Source organism: Sinomonas sp. P47F7 (assembly GCF_049332655.1).
Classification (GTDB): domain Bacteria; phylum Actinomycetota; class Actinomycetes; order Actinomycetales; family Micrococcaceae; genus Sinomonas.
This window is the reverse complement of sequence record NZ_CP186327.1, coordinates 50,544-68,591: the sequence shown is the minus strand read 5'-3', so window position 1 is coordinate 68,591 and position 18,048 is coordinate 50,544. Positions and strand designations below refer to the sequence as shown.

14 protein-coding genes and 3 pseudogenes are annotated in these 18,048 nt (G+C 71.2%); 7 read left to right on the top strand and 10 right to left on the bottom strand.

Annotated features, from left to right (window positions below):
• The first annotated feature begins 135 nt into the window (after positions 1–135).
• The 6 genes from ACOKR1_RS00330 to ACOKR1_RS00305 are packed head-to-tail and all read left to right on the top strand — an operon-like array spanning position 136 to position 7,938.
• Positions 136–1,683, top strand: a complete 1,548-nt coding sequence (locus tag ACOKR1_RS00330) for an ABC transporter substrate-binding protein (protein WP_422934815.1) — start codon at positions 136–138, stop codon at positions 1,681–1,683.
• 28 nt (positions 1,684–1,711) lie between these two features.
• Positions 1,712–2,653, top strand: a complete 942-nt coding sequence (locus tag ACOKR1_RS00325; RefSeq protein ID WP_422934814.1) for an ABC transporter permease — start codon at positions 1,712–1,714, stop codon at positions 2,651–2,653.
• Entirely contained in the window at positions 2,650–4,491 is a 1,842-nt protein-coding gene (locus tag ACOKR1_RS00320) for a dipeptide/oligopeptide/nickel ABC transporter permease/ATP-binding protein (protein ID WP_422934813.1), read from the top strand. The genes ACOKR1_RS00325 and ACOKR1_RS00320 overlap by 4 nt, the downstream gene beginning before the upstream one ends.
• Before the next feature lie 2 nt (positions 4,492–4,493).
• The gene (locus ACOKR1_RS00315) at positions 4,494–5,342 is read left to right on the top strand and encodes an ATP-binding cassette domain-containing protein (RefSeq protein ID WP_422934812.1); all 849 of its coding nucleotides are present in this window, start codon (positions 4,494–4,496) and stop codon (positions 5,340–5,342) included.
• Positions 5,339–7,324, top strand: coding sequence for a glycoside hydrolase family 3 N-terminal domain-containing protein (locus tag ACOKR1_RS00310; protein ID WP_422934811.1), 1,986 nt, complete (start codon positions 5,339–5,341; stop codon positions 7,322–7,324). Before ACOKR1_RS00315 ends, ACOKR1_RS00310 begins: the two co-directional genes overlap by 4 nt.
• Positions 7,321–7,938: a TetR/AcrR family transcriptional regulator gene (locus ACOKR1_RS00305; RefSeq protein WP_422934810.1), complete on the top strand. Its 618-nt coding sequence runs from the start codon at positions 7,321–7,323 to the stop codon at positions 7,936–7,938. Before ACOKR1_RS00310 ends, ACOKR1_RS00305 begins: the two co-directional genes overlap by 4 nt.
• A 57-nt stretch (positions 7,939–7,995) precedes the next feature.
• Here ACOKR1_RS00305 and ACOKR1_RS00300 read toward each other — a convergent pair whose 3' ends face one another.
• From ACOKR1_RS00300 to ACOKR1_RS00260, 9 genes and pseudogenes are all read right to left on the bottom strand, one after another.
• A complete protein-coding gene (locus ACOKR1_RS00300; protein WP_422934809.1) occupies positions 7,996–8,850 on the bottom strand; it encodes an SPFH domain-containing protein in 855 nt (284 codons plus the stop codon).
• Positions 8,851–8,890: 40 nt separating this feature from the next.
• Positions 8,891–9,631, bottom strand: coding sequence for an HNH endonuclease signature motif containing protein (locus ACOKR1_RS00295; RefSeq protein ID WP_422934808.1), 741 nt, complete (start codon positions 9,629–9,631; stop codon positions 8,891–8,893).
• A pseudogene (locus ACOKR1_RS00290) lies at positions 9,516–10,349 on the bottom strand (DUF222 domain-containing protein); the annotation flags it as partial. The gene ACOKR1_RS00295 and the pseudogene ACOKR1_RS00290, both read right to left, overlap by 116 nt.
• Positions 10,350–10,837: 488 nt before the next feature.
• Positions 10,838–11,752 (bottom strand): annotated as a pseudogene (locus ACOKR1_RS00285) (cation diffusion facilitator family transporter).
• Between the two features lie 94 nt (positions 11,753–11,846).
• Positions 11,847–12,362 (bottom strand): MarR family winged helix-turn-helix transcriptional regulator, encoded by a 516-nt coding sequence (locus ACOKR1_RS00280; RefSeq protein ID WP_422934807.1) that lies wholly within the window; start codon positions 12,360–12,362, stop codon positions 11,847–11,849.
• A 27-nt stretch (positions 12,363–12,389) separates the two neighbouring features.
• Positions 12,390–13,834 (bottom strand): annotated as a pseudogene (locus ACOKR1_RS00275) (cryptochrome/photolyase family protein).
• A 68-nt stretch (positions 13,835–13,902) separates the two neighbouring features.
• A complete protein-coding gene (locus ACOKR1_RS00270) occupies positions 13,903–14,811 on the bottom strand; it encodes a serine/threonine-protein kinase (protein WP_422934806.1) in 909 nt (302 codons plus the stop codon).
• A 125-nt stretch (positions 14,812–14,936) separates the two neighbouring features.
• The gene (locus ACOKR1_RS00265) at positions 14,937–15,833 is read right to left on the bottom strand and encodes a ribonuclease Z (protein WP_422934805.1); all 897 of its coding nucleotides are present in this window, start codon (positions 15,831–15,833) and stop codon (positions 14,937–14,939) included.
• 16 nt (positions 15,834–15,849) lie between these two features.
• Positions 15,850–16,794 (bottom strand): ArgP/LysG family DNA-binding transcriptional regulator, encoded by a 945-nt coding sequence (locus ACOKR1_RS00260; RefSeq protein WP_422934804.1) that lies wholly within the window; start codon positions 16,792–16,794, stop codon positions 15,850–15,852.
• Positions 16,795–16,863: 69 nt separating this feature from the next.
• On the opposite strand from ACOKR1_RS00260, the gene ACOKR1_RS00255 reads away from it, so the two are divergent.
• Positions 16,864–17,484 carry a LysE/ArgO family amino acid transporter gene (locus ACOKR1_RS00255; RefSeq protein ID WP_422934803.1) on the top strand — a complete coding sequence of 207 codons (621 nt, stop codon included), beginning with the start codon at positions 16,864–16,866 and terminating at the stop codon, positions 17,482–17,484.
• A 9-nt stretch (positions 17,485–17,493) separates the two neighbouring features.
• On the opposite strand, the gene ACOKR1_RS00250 is transcribed toward ACOKR1_RS00255, so the two are convergent.
• The gene (locus ACOKR1_RS00250; RefSeq protein WP_422934802.1) at positions 17,494–17,979 is read right to left on the bottom strand and encodes a hypothetical protein; all 486 of its coding nucleotides are present in this window, start codon (positions 17,977–17,979) and stop codon (positions 17,494–17,496) included.
• Between the last annotated feature and the right edge of the window lie 69 nt (positions 17,980–18,048).

Here is an 18,048-nt window from a genome sequence, read left to right as displayed (position 1 = left end):
GCGATTCCTAGGCTTGTCCGGCATCGAAAACTTAACGACGTATTGCTTTAAATCCTGAACGCTGTTTAGCATGTGACCCATGGCACAGGCGGTCCGCGGTGCCGGTCCTACCACGACGGAGTTCTAGGAAGAGCCATGATGATCACCCGCCGCCGCCTCCTCGCGGCCACCGTGCCCGCCGCCCTCTCGGTGTGGGCCCTCGCCGCCTGCAGCAGCTCGACCGAATCGTCGACCACGGGCCAGAACGGGCCGGCGACGGCGCCGCTCCTGACCATCGGCTCGCTGCAGGAGCCCACGAGCTACGACCCCGCGCAGGCCAACGAGGGCCACCTGGCTCCGGTGTACCAGTCGGTCTACGACACGCTCCTCAAGATGCAGCCGGACGGCAGCCTCGCGCCCATGCTCGCGACCTCGTGGGCGGCGAGCGACGGGAACAAGACCTACACGCTCAAGCTCCGCACGGGCGTCTCGTTCACCGACGGCGCGGCATTCGACTCGGCCGCCGTGAAGGCCAACGTCGAACACTTCAAGGCCGCGAACGGCCCCCTCGCCAGCACGGCGAAGGCGATCCAGAGCGTCGAGGCGCCCGACGCGACCACCGTGGTGCTGCGGTTGTCCACGCCCGATCCCGATCTGCCGTACGCCCTGTCGAACGCCCTCGGCTACATGGGCAGCCCCAAGGCGATCACGTCCGCGGGGATCAAGACGCAGCCCGTCGGCTCCGGCCCGTACACGCTCGACGCGGCCAACACGGTCGCGGGCTCGAAGATCACGATGGTGCGCAACCCGAACTACTGGGGCGACAAGCTCCCGTACGACAAGGTGGTGTTCCAGATCCTCACGGACGAGACCGCTCGCCTCAACGCGCTCAAGTCCGGCCAGATCGACGCCGCCATCCTCGCCCGTGCCTCGAGCGCGGCCGACGCCGACGCCGCCGGGCTCCAGCACAAGCCGTTCGAGGTGAACTGGGAGGGGATCTTCTTCTTCGACCGCGACGGCAAGAAGATGCCGCAGCTCGCCGACGTACGCGTCCGGCAGGCCCTCACGCTCGCGATCGACCGCCAGACCCTCCTCCAGAAGGTGTACCTCGGCAAGGGCACTCTGACGAGCCAGACGTTCCGGCCGGGCACCAAGGGCTACGACGCGTCGCTCGACAATGCGTACCAGTACAACCCCGACAAGGCCAGGCAGCTCCTGAAGGACGCCGGGGCCCAGAGTCTCGCCGTCACGCTGCCCGTCACACAGGTCTTCGATCCGGCCATCTACGACGCGATCGAGCAGAACTGGAAGGACGTCGGCGTCACGGTCACGCGGCACCAATGGGGGCCCGGCCAGCCCATCCCGTCGATGCAGCGCGGCGACTTCGCGATCTCCTACATGTCCCTGAGCCAGTACACCGACTGGCGCCACGTCGCGTTCGAGATCGCCCCGAGCGGGCCATGGAATCCGTTCAAGGCGGCGCGCCCCGAGCTCGACGCCCTCCTCGCGAAAGCCCAGACCGGCGACGACGCGACGCGCGCCGACGCGGACAAGCAGATCAACAAGTACATCGTGGACAACTACTGGTTCAGCCCCCTGTACCGGAACGAGAGCAACTTCTACTACGGCAAGTCCGTGGACGTGCAGCCGCAGTCCCAGCAGGCCGTGCCGTCCATCTACAACTACAAGCCGACTGCTTCTTGATCCCGCCCACCCTCCCGAGGAACCACCCATGACCGTCTTCCTCCTCAGGCGACTTGCGTCCGCCGCCGTGCTCCTCGTGGCGGTGTCGTTCATCGCCTACGTCATGCTCTACCCGGCGGCCGGGGACATCGCCCGCAACGTCCTCGGCGAGAACGCGAGCGAGGCCCAGGTCGCGCTCAAGAACCATGAGCTGGGACTCGACCAGCCGCTCATCGTCCAGTACTTCACGTGGCTCGGCAACGCGCTCACGGGGAACTTCGGCAACTCGTACTTCGCGAGCCAGCCGGTCTGGAAGATCCTCGAGGTCCGCCTCCCCGTGACGCTGAGCCTCGTGGTCATCGTCACCCTGCTCACGGGCGTCCTCGCGTTCGCGGTGGGGCTGCTCGCGGCCGTCAAGCGGGGCTGGATCGACCGCACACTGCAGGTCCTCGCGACCCTTGGCGACGCCCTCCCGGCGTTCATCGTGGCCCTGTTCCTCGTCACCGTCCTGGCCATCCAGCTCAAGCTGTTCCCGGCCACGGGGTACGTCGCGTTCACGAAGTCGCCGGGCGACTGGGCGAGGACCCTCGCGCTGCCCGTCATCGCCCTCACGATCGGTGGCGTCGCGGGCGTGGCCCAACAGGTCCGGAGCTCGGCGCTCGACGTCCTGCGCCACGACTACGTCCGCACGGTGCGGAGCCGGGGCCTCTCGGAGCGGCGCATCATCCTCACCACGGTCCTGCGCAACGCGTCCGTCAACGGCCTGACCACGCTCGCGGTGCATGTCGTGGGCATCCTCGGCGGGGCCGTGGTGATCGAGTCGGTCTTCGCCCTCCCGGGCCTCGGCTCGCTCGCCGTCGAGTCGACGAGCCGGACGGACCTGCCGCTCATCCTGGGAGTCCTGCTCGCCGTCGTCCTCATCATCGTCGCCGTCAACCTCATCGTCGACCTCGCCGTCGCGTGGCTCAACCCGAAGGTGCGCCTCTCATGACCCTCGCCACCGAAGCCCCCGTCGAGGTCGACCCGGTGGTTCCCCGGGCCGGGGTCGTGCGGCGCTTCCTCCGCAATCCGCTCGGGGCCGCGTCCGCGGCGCTTCTCGCGATCGTGATCCTCGCGGCCGTCCTCGTGCCGCTCCTGGGCCTGCCAGATCCCAACGCCGTGAGTCTGCGCGACGCAATGGCCGGCCCGGGCCCGCATCACCTGCTCGGATCCGACAGCTCGGGGCGCGACGTCCTGAGCCGCCTGCTCTGGGGCAGCCGGATCAACCTGCTCGGCGCGGCCCTCGCCGTCGCGATCGCCCTCGTCATCGGCGTCACGTGCGGGCTCATCGCTGGCTACTACGGCGGCTGGTTCGACAGCGTCTCCGCGTGGGTCAACAACCTCACGATGGCCCTCCCGGGCATCGTTGTGCTCCTCGCGGTGCGCGCCGTCGTCGGCCCCTCGGTGTGGATCGCCATGGCGGTGTTCGGCGTCCTCCTGTTCCCCGGCTTCTTCCGCGTGGTGCGCGGGGCCGTGCAGTCGGTGCGCAACGAGCTGTACGTCGACGCGGCCCGCGTCTCCGGGCTCGGCGACGCGCGCATCCTGGGCCGCCACATCCTCACGGTGGTCCGCGCCCCCGTCATCATCCAGACGGCCCGCCTGCTCGGGATCGGCATCGCGATCCAGGCCGGGCTCGAATTCCTCGGCGTGAGCGACAGCAGCGTTCCCTCGTGGGGCAGCATGATCAACGACGGCTTCCGCAAGATAGCCCTCAATCCGATCCTCATCCTGTGGCCGAGCCTCGCGGTCGGGATCGTGTGCATGGCGCTCGTGCTGTTCGCGAATGCGCTCCGCGACGCGCTCGAGGAGCGCGGGAGCCACGGCCGCGCGCCGCGGCGGTCCAGGACTGCTGCGCTTCCCGAGACTGCCGCGGCTCCCGCGGCTGCTGCGCAGGAGCGGACGACGGCGGAGCCCGCCCCCGCGCACGACGGCGCCCTCCTGCGCGTGTCGGGGCTGGCGGTCGCCTACGGCCACGGCCCGGCCGCCAAGGAGGTGGTCCACGGGGTCACACTGCACGTCGAGGAGGGCGAAGTCCTCGGGCTCGTCGGCGAATCCGGGTCGGGCAAGACTCAGACGGCGTTCTCGATCCTGGGGCTCCTCCCGGAGGGCGGCCGCGTGTCGGGCGGCTCGATGGTGTTCGACTGCCGCGAGCTCGCCGCGCTCGGCGACGCGGGGCGCCGTGCCCTCCGCGGGACCGACATCGCGTACATCCCGCAGGAACCGATGAGCAACCTCGACCCGACCTTCCGGATCGGCTACCAGCTCACGGTTCCCCTGCGGAAGCGGCTCGGGCTCTCGAAGCGCGAGGCGACCGATCGCGCGCTCGCCCTGCTCGCGCGCGTGGGCATTCCCGATCCGGAGAAGGTGTTCCGCTCCTACCCGCACGAGATCTCGGGCGGCATGGCCCAGCGCGTGCTCATCGCCGGCGCGGTGTCCTGCAACCCGCGCCTGCTCATCGCGGACGAACCGACGACGGCGCTCGATGTCACCGTGCAGGCCGAGGTGCTCGACCTCCTTCGCGACCTCCAGCGCGAGCGGGGCATGGCCGTCATCATGGTCACCCACAACTTCGGGGTCGTGGCCGACATCTGCGACCGGGTCGCCGTCATGCAGGCGGGGCGGATCGTCGAGACGGACAGCGTCGAGACGATCCTCACGCGGCCCTCGGACCAGTACACCCGGCGGCTCCTCGAATCGATGCTCGACGACGGCCCTGTGCGCCCCTACCCCTTCGACGACGCCGACCCGCTGGCGGCGAACGCAGTTCCTGCCGCCGCGCACAAGGAGTGAGCATGCCGCACGAACAGCCCCTGCTCGAGGTCGACGGCCTCGCCGTCACGTACCCGGGACGCGGCCGCCGGGCCGGGTTCCGCGCCCTCGAGGACATCTCCTTCGCGATCCGGCCAGGCGAGACCCTCGGCCTCGTCGGCGAATCCGGCTCCGGCAAGACCACGATCGGCAGGGCCATCCTTGGCCTGGTCAAGCCGACCGCGGGCCGGATCCGGTTCGACGGCGAGGACATCACGCACGCGGGTCGCACGGCCCGCCGGACGCTGAGCCGCGACCTCCAGGTGGTCTTCCAGGACCCGTACACCTCGCTCAACCCGTCGATGACCGTCGAGGAGATCCTCGCCGAGCCCCTCGCGATCCAGGGCTGGTCGCGGCGCGAGGCTCTGGCCCGCGTGCGCGGGCTCCTGGACAGGGTCCACCTGCCCTCCGACGCCGGCGGCCGCCTCCCCCGAGAGTTCTCGGGAGGACAGCGGCAGCGCATCGCCATCGCGCGGGCCATCGCCATCGAGCCGCGCCTCATCGTGTGCGACGAGCCGGTCTCGGCCCTCGACCTCACGACCCAGGCCCGGGTGCTCGATCTGCTCGTGGAAATCCAGGAGGCCACGGGAGTGAGCTACCTCTTCGTCTCGCATGACCTCAGCGTGATCCGCCACATCAGCCACAACGTGATCGTCCTGTACCGGGGCCGGATCGTCGAACACGGGCGGGCCGCCCAGGTCACGTCGCAACCGCACCACCCCTACACGCAAAGGCTCTTCATGTCCGCACCTGTGCCCGATCCGAAGCTTCAGCGCGAGCGCCGGGAGGCCCGCCGCGGCCTCGTGGCCGCTACCTCCGAGCACGTGGCATGAGCGTCAACCTGAGCGCCGGCGTGGCGGAGGAGTTCCTCCGCAGCCCCGAGGGCGTGGTGTTCCGGGACCTCAACGGCAACGGGACCATGGAGCCCTACGAAGACCCGCGGCTGCCGGTGACTGAGCGCGTCGAGGACCTCCTCGGCCAGCTCTCGCTCGAGGAGAAGGCCGGCCTCATGTTCAACACGATGGTCAGCGTCGCGGAGAGCGGGCGGCTCGGGGACGAGGTTCCGCGCGCCGGGCGGGCGGGGCTCCGCGAAGTGGTCGAGACGAAGCTCGTCAACCACCTGAACTTCCATTTCGTGCCCGAGCCGCGGCTCGCCGCGCGGTGGGTCAACGAACTGCAGCGCCTGGCGCTCGCCTCGAGCCCGCATGGCATTCCCGTGACCCTCTCCACGGATCCGCGGCACTCCTTCGTGGAGAACTGGGGGGCGTCCTTCACGGCCGAGTACTTCTCGGCGTGGCCCGAGCCCCTGGGCCTCGCGGCCGTGCGAGACGAGCAGCTCGTGCGGGAGTTCGCCTCGATCGCCCGCGCGGAATATACCGCTATCGGCATACGGGGAGCCATGCACCCGACGATCGACCTCGCGACCGAGCCTCGCTGGGCCCGCCAATACAGCACGTTCGGCCAGGACGCCGATCTCGTGGCACGCCTCGCCTCGGCGTATCTCGACGGCTTCGAGGGCGATCACGTGGGCCCCGAGAGCGTGGCCTGCATGGCCAAGCACTTCCCCGGCGGGGGGCCACAGCGCGACGGAGAGGACCCCCACTTCCCCTACGGGCGCGAGCAGGTCTACCCGGGCGGAATGTTCGACTACCACCTCGAGCCGTTCCGGCGGATCATCGCCCGCGGCGTCTCGGCGATCATGCCGTACTACGGAATGCCCGTGGGGCTCGTGATCGACGGCGAGCCGATCGAGGAGGTCGGTTTCGGCTACAACCGCCAGATCGTCACGGGCCTCCTGCGCGAGAAGCTCGGCTACGACGGTGTGGTGTGCACCGACTGGAGCCTCGTGACCGAATCGCGCCTCCACGGCAAGCAGCTCCCGCCGCGGGCCTGGGGCGTCGAACATCTGTCGGTCGAGGAGCGCGTGCTCAAGGTCATCGAGGCTGGCTGCGACCAGTTCGGCGGCGAGGAATGCCCCGAGGTCGTCGTCGACCTGGTGCGCGGTGGACAGGTCTCGGAGGAGCGCATCGACGCCTCAGCGCGCCGCCTGCTCAAGGTCAAGTTCGAGCTCGGCCTCTTCGACAATCCCTACGTCGACGAGGAGGCCGCCGAGGTTCGCGCGGGACGTCCCGAATATGTGGAAGCGGGGCACCGAGCCCAGGCGCGTTCCGTGACAGTCCTCAAAAACGAGCCGGTCCTCAAAAACGAGCCCGTCCTCAAAAACGAGCCCGTCACCGCGCGCGGCCATGCCCCCAAGGCCAGCGCAGGCGCTGGCGCGACGAACGACGGCGGTGCCGTCGCCGCCGTCGAACGCTCACCGCTGCTGCCCCTCCGCCCGGGCGCGCGCGTGTACTCCGAGGAGCTGGACCCGGTCGCGGTCGCCGCCGCGGGACTCGAACCGGTCGCCGCGGTCTATGATGCCGAGATGGCTATCGTCCGGGTCTCGGCTCCCTTCGAGTTCCGCGACCACTACATGCTCGAGTCCGCTTTCCACGCGGGTAGCCTCGAGTTCGACGCCACGACAGTCGAGAAGGTGCGCCGTCTCGCCGAGAGCGTTCCCGTGATCCTCGTCCCGCATCTCGACCGCCCGGCCGCGCTGACGCCCCTCGAACCCCATTGCGCCGCCGTCGCCGCCGTGTACGGGGCCTCCGACGGCGCGGTCCTCGACGCGCTCACGGGGACCATCGCCCCCGAGGGCAGGCTGCCCTTCCAGCTCCCGCGCTCGGAAGCCGCCGTCGTCGCCTCCCGCCCGGATGTGCCGGGCGACACCGAGGATGCGCTCTACGAATGTGGGTTCGGATTGGACCTGGCATGACCGTGGGCGCTGAGCCAGCCCGTTCCCGGCGACGGGGCCCGTACGCGAAGGGCCTCGCCGCGCGGGAGCTCATCCTCCAGACCGCCCTCGAAGTTCTGGGGCGCAAGGGGTACAGCGCGACCTCCCTGCGCGACATCGCCGAGGAGGTCGGCATGACGCAGGCCGGGCTGCTTCACCACTTCGACACGAAGGAGAATCTCCTCGCGGAGGTGCTGCGCAAGCGCGACGAGGTGGACCGGCAGAAGTTCAGCCCCGCTGACGTCACCGAGCTTCCGCTCATCATCCAGCTCGCGCACCACAATATGGAGGTGCCCGGCATCGTTCAGCTCTACGTGAGCCTTCAGTCGGCCGCCACGGACCCGGACCACCCGTGCCACGACTATTTCCGTGAGCGTGATCTGGTAGTTCACGGGAGGATCTCGCGAGACATCGAGAAGCGTCAGAAGGCCGGGCGATTTGACCCGACCGTCGACGCCCAGGTGATCGCCCGGATGCTCCTCGCGCTCTCCGACGGGCTCCAGGCCGAATGGGCGGTCAATCCCGACGTCGACCTTGCCGGGACCCTTGACGCATTCTGGAACCAGTACGCACGGACGGGCGAGCCAGAGGGGTAAGCCCCCCGGGTCTGCCCCACGCGACGGCGGCCTGGCCCACCTACCGCGCGCTCGCGTTCAGCGCGCGCTCGCGTTCACTATGGGCGACGGCGGCTGGTCGCCGCACAGCACGACCATCAGGTTGGCGACCATGCTCGCCTTGGTCTCGTCGTTCAGGGTCACGACCCCGCCCTCGCTCAGGCGCGTCAAGGCCAGCTCGACCATCCCGACGGCACCCTCGACGATGCGCGACCTTGCCGCCACGACGGCATCGGCCTGCTGGCGCCGGAGCATTGCCTGCGCGATCTCGGGGGCATAGGCCAAGTGGGAGATCCGGACCTCCACGATCTCGACCCCCGCGACGGAGACACGCGCCGCGACCTCGCGGGCCAACGCGGCCGCGACGAGATCGGTCGAGCCGCGGAGGGACGTCCCGGTTCCGGACGCGTCGTCGTAAGGGTGGGTCGTCGCGACGTGCCGGAGCGCCGACTCCGCCTGCACCGAGACGAAGTTCCGATAGTCATCGACGGCGTAGGTCGACTTCGCGGTATCGGCCACCTGCCAGACCACAATCGCGGCGATCTCCACCGGATTGCCGTCCGCGTCGTTGACCTTGAGGTGGTCGGTTTCGAAGTTCCGGACCCGCACGCTGATGCGCCGCCGGATGGTGAGCGGGAGGACCCACCAGAACCCCGCGCCGCCCACCGTCCCGACGTACCTGCCGAAGAACTGCACCACCGAGGCCTGGCCGGGCGCGACGATCACGAGCGAGGTGAGGACGAGGATCGCGATCAAGGCCGGCAGCCATAGCCACCCGCTGAGACCGAGGGCCGCGGCCACGGCCCGGCGCTGCCGGATGTCCACCCTCGCCCCCGAGAAACCCACGGGCTCCGAGGTTCCGGCACCAACCGGTTCTGGCTCTCCGACTGACATGGCATGCTCCTTCGCCGGACCGGAAGCTCTCCAGTTCGGGTCACCCGAACGGGAGACACCCGGACCAGGAGATACCCCAAGCATGGGCCTCTCCGGAGTGGGGCGTAAGAGGCTTGTGCCCTCGAGCCGAGGTCCCGCCGCGGTCCGGGCCGTCCCGCGGCCTGACCCTGTCCGCACCAATCGACCCTAGAACGGGGGCGGCTGGGGTTCGGCCGGCTCGTGCCTCGGTGTGCTGTCGTCGGGTGGGTCGGGCGGGCCGTCCGCCGGTGGGGTGCCATCCGGTGGGCTGGCGTCGGGTGGGTCGGGCGGGCCGTCCGCCGGTGGGGTGCCATCCGGTGGGCTGGGATCGGGTGGGTCGTGGTCGGGTGGTTCGTGGCCGGTGGGGCCTGTGACGGCTCGGGTTCCGAGGGGGAGATCCAGAGGGTGTCGGCGGTGGCGTTGTCGGGGCCGGTGGGGAGGCGGGACGGGTCCAGGTCTGGAGGCTCTTGAGCGCGTGGTGCTTGGTGCAGAGGGCGTGGAGGTTCTCGGCGTCGGTGGTCCCGCCGTCCTGCCATTCGGTGAGGTGGTCGATCTCGGCCTTGCGGGCGGCCCTCGTGCAGCCGGGGAACTGGCAGGTTCCGTCGCGGTACTCGATGAAGCGGCGCAGGCCCTTGGGGGGCCGGTAGGCGCTGCGGCCGAGCGAGGGGCACCCCGTCGGTCCCGGTGAAGAGCCGCTGCCAGGTCGGGGCCGCGGCGGCGAGGCGGCGGGCGGTGTCGGCGTCGATCGGGCCGTAGCCCTCAAGGACCGCGGGCTCCTCGCTGGAGCCGAGGAGGGTGGCGGCAGGGATGTGGACCACGATCTCGGCGGCCGGTGCAGGGCCGATTCCCGAGCCGAGGCGAAGGCGCAGCCTCGGGCGATGCCTGCGGGGCCCCGGGCAGTGCCGGGGCCCCGGCAGTTCTGGGGCATCGGGCGGTGGCGGGCCGTCGGGCGCTGTCGGGGTCAGGATCAGGGTGGCGAGGGTGTCGGCGCGCAGCTGTGGCAGGGTCCGGCCCTCCTCGGGGTCGGAGCGGCGCTGGGCCCGGGCGAGGGTGTCGAGCCGGTTGGCGGCGGCGAGGCCGATCTCGGCGGGCAGGAGGGCGCTGAGCGTGCACATCCCGTCCGGCTCGGGGCGGACCCAGACCCCGCGCTCCTGGGCGGCCCTGGCCTTGCGGGTGCGGATCGAGTCGGGGTGCATGCGCTCGCGCAGGGCCCGGACGGCCTTGCGGAACTCCCCGGGGGTGCGCCGGCGCCCGGTGCGGGTCTCGAGCCGGCCCAGGGCCGCGATGCCGAACTCCTCGGCGCACTCCGACGGCAGGGCCGAGGTCTCGTCCGTGACGACCCGGGCGTGGGCCTCGGTCAGGGTCCCGCTCTCGAGGCCCTCCAGGACCGCGATCTGCGGCCCGCACAGGGCCTCCGCGGCCCCGACCAGCCGCGCCGCGGCGAACTCCGAGATCCCCTCGGCGACCGCGACCTCGGACACGGCAAGCGCGCGGGAGAGGCCCCGCCGAAGCGCTCCGGGCCGCCGCCCTGCGCCTCGAACCGCTCGGCCGCGCGCCGGCCCTCCTCCTCGCACGCGAGCCGGACCCGCTCCACGGCGAGGGCCTCGAGCGCGGCCAGGAACGAGCGGACCCGCCCGATGTCCGCAGGACCCGCCGGGCGTCCCGGCCGGTCAGCGTCGACGGGTCCGGGTGCCGCAGCGACCCCTCGAGCAGCGAGCCCGGCCGCGCCGTGTGGACCACCGCGCCCGACGCCTCGGCCGCGGCGGACCCGCCACCTGCCGAACCCGCTCCCCGGCCATGATGCCCCCAACACCAATCGAAAACTCTTACCTAAGAGTAGCAGACAGTGATCATGAATTCGAAATTCTCTTCGATCAATGGTGGATACGCAACCTCGAGCGCCGCGGGGTCGCGCCACCGCCGTCGCGCCACGGCCGTCGGGCCGCCAACGCCGGACTACCCCGCTACGTCAGTGGTGCAGATGCTCCTGGTCGCGGTGCGTCACCGTCTCGAGCTGGAACGTCGAGTGCTCCACGGGGACGTCGAAATGCTCGGCGACGCACTCCTGAAGCTCCACGAGGATCTTCTGGGCGTGACCGTCGGTGAGGCACTCGTCCCGGAGCGTCACGTGGCCCGTGATCACGGGCGTCCCGGTGCCGATGAGGGTCGCGTGGAGGTCGTGGACGTCGAGGACGTGCGGCAGCGCGAGGATGTGGTCCCGGACGCTGCGCAGGTCGAGGCCCTTGGGCGTCGCCGCGAGGAGCACGTCCGTGGTCTCCCGGAGCAGCCGCAGCGTGCGCGGGATGATGAGGGCGCCGATGAGGAGGGAGACGATCGCGTCCGCGCGCGTCCACCCGGTGAGGGCGATGACGACGGCGGCGATGATGACGGCGGCCGAGCCCAGGGCGTCGTTGAGGACTTCGAGGAACGCGGCCCTCAGATTGAGGCTCGCGTGCCGCCCTGAGGCGAGCACAAGCAGGGCGATCGCATTGCCCGCGAGTCCGATAATGCCGAACCACAGCATCGCGGACGAGCCGATCGTGGGCGGTTCGAAGAGCCTGCGGACGGCCTCATACAGGACGAACACGCCCACCACGAGAAGCAACCCTGCCTGCAGGGCGGCGGCGAGGACCTCGGCCCGCTTATAGCCCAGGTGCGTTCCGGGTCGGCGGCCGGAGGGCCAGCGACGCCGCGATGAGCGCGATGACCAGGCCCGACGCGTCCGTGAACATATGGCCGGCGTCCGCGAGGAGCGCGAGCGATCCCGAAAGCGCCGTGCCCACTATCTCCGCGATCAGAATCAGAACCGTCACGCACAACGCGAGGATGAGCCGTTTGCGGTCCCCGTCGCGCTGACGGCGTGCGAGTGATCATGCCCGGTCATGGGGTGCCGCCCGCCGCGAAAATCTCCACAGTTCAACGGTACAGGCGCCGGAATACCGTGGCGAACGCCCCAAGTCTCGCGGATTACGCCAGCCCTAGTGCCTGCCCTGGGCGGTGAGGCCCACGCGGGCGCTGGCGATCGCCGTCGTCAGCTGTTGCACCATGCCGGCGACGAGCGCGAGCTGCTCCGGGGTGTAGTCGGCGAGGACGGGGAGCAGGCGCTCGACCATGGGGTCGAACATCTCGCGGCCCGTCGCGCGCGCGCTGGGCGTTGAGGCGAGGAGGATCTGGCGCCGGTCCTCGGCGCTGTGCTGGCGCTTGAGGTGGCCCGAGGCCTCGAGGCGGTCGAGCACCGAGGTCATGGCCGCGGAGCTGAGCACGAGCAGCTCGCGGAGCTCGCCCGGCGTTGTGGTCGCGCCGGTGCGGTCGGCCTCGACGACGGCGTTGATGGCGTGGATGTCGTTGCGGGCGAGCCCGTGCCGGCGCCGGACCACCTCGGAGTACCGCTCGGCCTCCGTAGTGAACTTCTGCAGGAGGAAGAGGAGCTCGAATCCCGGCGACGAACGGAGCGATTCGCGGCTCGCGTCGTCGGGGTGAGGATCGGCGGGCACGGGCCCCATTCTAGGTCCGGCCACTCGCTATCCCGTGTCCCCGCGCAGCGACCGGTAGGCCTCGAGGGCGTCCGCCTCGACTCCGCGAGATCCACGCACGGCCCGGCGTACCCGTCCCCGCCGAGCTCGGGGACCCAGCGGCGAACGTACGAGCCGTCGGGATCGTAGGTCTTCGCCTGGGTGAGCGGGTTGAAGATGCGGAAGAACGGGGCGGCGTCCGCGCCGCAGCCGGCCGCCCACTGCCAGTTGAACGGGTTCGAGGCGGCATCCGCGTCGACGAGCGTGTCCCAGAACCACTGCTCCCCGAGGCGCCAGTCGATCCCGAGATTCTTCACGAGCAGGCTTGCCGAGACCATGCGGACGCGGTTGTGCATCCACCCCGTGTCCCACAGCTCGCGCTGGCCCGCGTCGACGAGCGGGAAGCCGGTCCGCCCTCGCCGCCACGCCTCGAGCAGCGCCGCTTCCCCTCAACGGGAGCCCCGCCGTCGTCCGCGCCCCCCTCAAGGGGAGCGCCGCCGTCCCCACGGTCAGCGCCCGCGCCCGGCGACCACCACGGGTAGGCGTCGAACTCGCGTCGCAGATTCACCGTCGCGAGGTCTGGGTGGTGGTACAGCTGATGCCACGCGAACTCGCGCCAGCCCAGCTCCGACGCGAACGCGGCACTCCCGCCCGAGGCGTCCGGCGCCGCGCGCCGAGAGCATGCCACACCTCGAACGGGCTCACGTGCCCCCAGCGCAGGTAGGGCGAGAGGCGGCTCGAACCCTCGCGGCCGGGGCGCTCGCGCGCGTCGGCGTAGTCCGCGAGCGGGCCCTCCGCGAAGCCCTCGAGGGCGCGCGCCCCGGCGCGCGGGCCGGGCGCCCAGGCTTCGGCGAGCGGCGCGGACCAGTCGGGATCGCGCGGCACGAGCCCCCAGTCCTCGAGGGCGTCGCCGTGCGGCAGCCGCGCCGGCCCCGAACCCTGGGGGCCCGGTGCCGCCAGCGGGCGGCGGAAGTCCCGCGAGCTCAGCTCGTTCCAGAACGGCGTGAAGACCTTGTAGTGCCCGCCCTGGCGCGTCGTGACTTCCAGGGCTCGTGGAGCAGCGATCCCTGAAAGCTCGACGCGCGGCGGCCCGCCGCCCGCGCGAGCGCCTTGACCGCCTCGTCCGCCCGCCGCTCGGGCCACCCGTAGCGCCGGTTCCAGAACACCGAGCCGGCGTCGGCCTGGGCGGCAACCGAAGGGACGACGGCGGCGGCCGGCCCCCGCCGCAGGACGAGCGGGACGCCGAGGTGCTCGAGTTCGTCTCGAAGCGCCTCGAGCCCGCGGTGAAGCCACCAGCGCGCGGCGCCGCCGAGCGGGCGGATGCCGGGCGAGGACTCGTCGAGCACGTAGAGGGCGAGCGTCGGGCCGGCGTCCATCGCGGCACGGAGCGCGGGATGGTCCGCGACCCGGAGATCGTCGCGGAACCACACGATGGAGGTCGGGGGGCGGTTCATCGGCCGAGGCTCCCGGGGGTTGACGGAGGTAATATCTCGATTGCCGAGAAATATGATTACCGAGAATATTACCCCGCCGTCACGCCGAGCCCGAGCACCAGTTCGGCCTCCTTCGCGGCGGGCACCGCGACAGTGGTGGCCATCCGGTAGAGGGCCGCGGCCACCTCCTCCGCGCTCGGACGCCCCTCCGGGTCCATGCCGGTCATCGCCGCGATGAGATCCCGCCAGCCCGCGTCGACATCCTCGCCGAGCGGCGGTCCCTGCGTGAGCCTGCGGACCGCGCTTTCGAGCGTCGGGCCAGGGAAGGCGAGCTCGCCCGTGAGGCACTGGAGGAGCACGAGCCCCAAGGAGTAGATATCGCTCGCTGGCCCCACGAACTCGCCGCGCACCTGCTCGGGGCTCAGGTACGCGGGCGTCCCCGACACCGCGTCTTCGAGGGTCACGGCCGAATCGGCTATCCAGGCAAGGCCGAAATCGGCGAGCTTCGCATGCGCCCTGATGCCCTCGTCGTGGGCGTCGAGCAGGAGGATGTTGGCCGGCTTGACGTCGCGATGGACCACCCCGTGGCCGTGGATGTAGCTCAGGGCCTCCGACAGGTCGTGGCCAATCTCGGCGACGCGCGGGGCGGACACCACGCCCTCCTTGAGACGCACCCGGAGATCCTGCCCCTCGATCAGCTCCATGACGAGGACGATGCGCGGAACGCCGTCGGCGGTGTTGTCGGTTCCGGCATCCAGAAGGGTGACGAGCCCGGGATGGTTGAGCCGCGCGAGAAGCTTGACCTCCGCGTCGCTCGGTCGCATGTCGCCACGGTCCGCAGCCGCCTTCGTGAGCTTGACCGCGACCTCCCTGTCGAGGAGTTCGTCGAGCGCCCGGTACACGACGGCCACCGACCCCTGGCCGATGGCCTCGAGCAGCCGATATCTGCCGCCCAACAAGCCCTCGGCACCGCTTCCGACCTGCCGTCTCGCGGCCATCCCCAACTCGCTTTCACCCAAAGGACGGCCGCAGGAGACCGATGCGGCGGCCGATCACGCTCGATTGGCCTGTCATTACCCGCAGAGCGACCCCGCGAAACCGAGAGCCCGCTTCGACGTCGGCCTCAGCCCACGGCCCAGCCCCGCCGCGCCGGAAGCGGGAACCGGTCGAAGTCCGCGGCGGCAACGACGGCGGCTCCGCCCGCCCGCCGCGCGGCCTGGTCGACGAGCGGGCCGACGTCGGTGTACCGCGACGAGAAGTGCGTGAGGACGAGCGTGCCCACGCTCCCCGAGGCCGCGAGCGAGCCGGCCTGCCCCGCGGTGAGGTGCCGGTAGCGGGCGGCGAGCTCGGCGTCGTCGTCGCTGAAGGTGCACTCCGCGACGAGGAGGTCCGCGCCCTCGGCGAGTTCCTCCGCCCCGGGGCACGGCTCGGTGTCCATGACGAACGCGAAGCGCTGGCCGCGGCGCGGCACGCTCACTTCCTCGAGGCGGACGCCGCGCAGCCTTCCGAGCCGCTGCAGCCGGGCGACCTCCAGCCCCTCGATGCCCTCCGCCCGCAGCCGATCGGGCAGGAGCGTGCGGCCGTCGGGCTCGACGAGGCGGTACCCGTACGCCTCGATCCGGTGGCTCAGGGGCCGGACCTCGAGCCCCGGCGCGACCTCGCCCGGTCCCGCATGCGGGTGGAGCCGAAGCTCCACGCCCGGCGACGCGACCGAGACGAGAGCCTCGATGACCTCGCTCCCGGCCGCGGGGTAGTGCAGGTCCACGGGATGGTCGACGCCGTCGAGCGCCATGCGCGAGAGCACCCCCGGCAGACCGTAGCAGTGGTCGCCGTGCGCGTGCGTGATGCAGATGCGCGTGATCTGGGTGGCCGAGACCCCCGCATGGATCATCTGCCGCTGCGTGCCCTCCCCGGGGTCGAACAGGATCCCCTCGCCGTCCCAGAGGAGGAGGTACCCGTTGTGGTTGCGGGCCCGCGTCGGCACCTGGGACGCGGTGCCGAGGACCACGAGTTCGCGCATGCAGCCCAGTATCTTGCTACTCCGCCCTACTTCCCATGGGCTGGCTTCCCCGAGCGGCGAGCACCCGGGCAGCGCGGACGACGGCGGCCGTCACCTCCGCGAGGCCCGGCGAGTCGAGCGTCCACACCTGCCAGTACAGCCGGAGCGGCTCGACCCAGTCGGGGTCGAGGAGCACGAGGGAGCCGTCCGGGTCCTGCTGGTCCGGGACCATGCCCCAGCCGAGCCCCGCGTGCACCGACTCGACGTATTGCACCGAGTCGGGGATGAAGTGCTGCGGCGGCGCCGCGTGCGGGGCCACGCGCGCGAGGAGCGCCATCTGGTGGCTGTCCTTGCGGTCGTATTGCATGACGGGCGCGGCCGCGAGGCTCTCCGGCGTCGGCCCGTCGGGAAACCAGCGCTCCACGAACTCGCGCGACGCCTTCGCGCGGTACACCATGGTCCCGAGCGGACGGACGCTGCAGCCCTGGACCGGGGCGGGATCCGCCGTGACGGCCGCGACCGCGTCGCCCGAGCGGAGCAGGTCTGCGGTCGCGTGCTCGTCGTCGCGGAGGAGCTCGAGGGCGATCCGGCCGCCGAGCGCGATCTCCCGGAGAGCCGGCGGGAGCCACGTGGCGATCGAGTCGGCGTTCGCCACGATCGGGACCCGGAGCCGCTCCACGCCCCGGTGGGCCGCGCTCAGGTGGGCGGCGCCGTCGTCGTTCGCGGCCTCCGGCGAGCGCAAGGCGAGGACGGCCTCGTCGGCGAGCAGGAGGAGCTGGCGGGCCGAGCGGAGCAGCCGCTCCCCGGCCGGGGTGGGCCGCACGGGTTTGAGCCGGCGCACGAGCACGCTGCCCACCGAGCGCTCGAGCGCCTTGATCCGCTGGCTCACGGCCGACGGCGTGAGCCGCAACTCGCCTGCCGCGGCCTCGAAAGTCTCGAAGTCGACGACGGCGGCGAGCGCCCTGAGCTGGTCGAGTTCCATGAAGAGATTCTAATGTAGATGCAAAAATAGTAAATTGATCTTTAGATTTTCTCGGCCTACCTTCGAAAGGTGATCGCCGCATCTGCCCTCTTTCTCACCGGCTTCGGAGCTGGCCTCGGACTCATCGTGGCCATCGGCGCCCAGAACGCGTACGTGCTGCGCCAGGGCATCCGCCGCGAATGGATCCTGCCGGTGGTGCTCGTGTGCGTTGCGAGCGACGCGCTGCTCATCTTCGCCGGCGTGGGCGGGGTCGGCGCGGCAGTCCAGGCGGCGCCCGTTCTGCTGGGCGTGATCCGCTGGGTCGGGGCCGCGTTCCTCGTGGCCTACGGCCTCTTCGCGGTGCGGCGGGCGCTGCGGCCCGGGGCCCTCGTGGCGGCCGAGGCGTCGCGCGGCAGCGCGACGCTGTGGTCTGCCGCGGCCACGGCCCTGGCCCTCACATGGCTCAACCCGCACGTGTACCTGGACACGCTCGTCCTCCTCGGATCCCTCGCAAACTCCCAGGGCGGGGACGGCCGCTGGCCCTTCGGCGTCGGCGCGGCCACGGCGAGCGCGCTGTGGTTCCCGATGATCGGCTTCGGGGCGCGCGGGCTCACGGGATTCTTCGCGCGGCCCGCGTCGTGGCGCGTGCTCGACGGCTGCGTCGCCACGCTCATGCTGACGCTCGCGGTGCTCCTCGCGACCAGCAGCTAAAGGCGCGGCTCAGACCGCTGTCTCGAGCGGAGGGGCTCCCACGCTCCAGACCGGGGCCCAGAGCCGGCCCGAACCAAAGTCCTCGACGAGCTGCGCCGCGGCGCTGTTGAGCCCGCGGGCCGGATCGGGCGCCATGAGGAGCGCGGAGATCCCGGCGTCCGCGAGCGCATCCTCCGCGGCCTCGCGATACGTCACGCCCAGCCGGGGGTCGAAGAGCTGGAGCTCGCCGTCGAGCCAGACCACGCGGTCGATCCCACTTGTCGCAACGAACTCGAGGACGGCGTCGATCTTCCACCAGCCCGTCTCGTCCGTAGTGGGGCAGAGGAAGCAGGCCTGCGGGAGGAGCCCGATCACGTTCACCATCTCGCGGCTACTAGGCCTGGCGAACAGAGCGCGACGGCGGGCCACCGAACTCATGCGCCACAGGGCCGCCGCGCCCGTCCCCCGAGAAGCTCCAAGGTGCCGCGCATCGGCCACAAGCGCTAGTCCTGCCATGAATAGGTCCCCTTCTGACGGACACAGACGGCTCGCGCTACCGCCCGTGCCGAGCGCCCTCAGCATGGC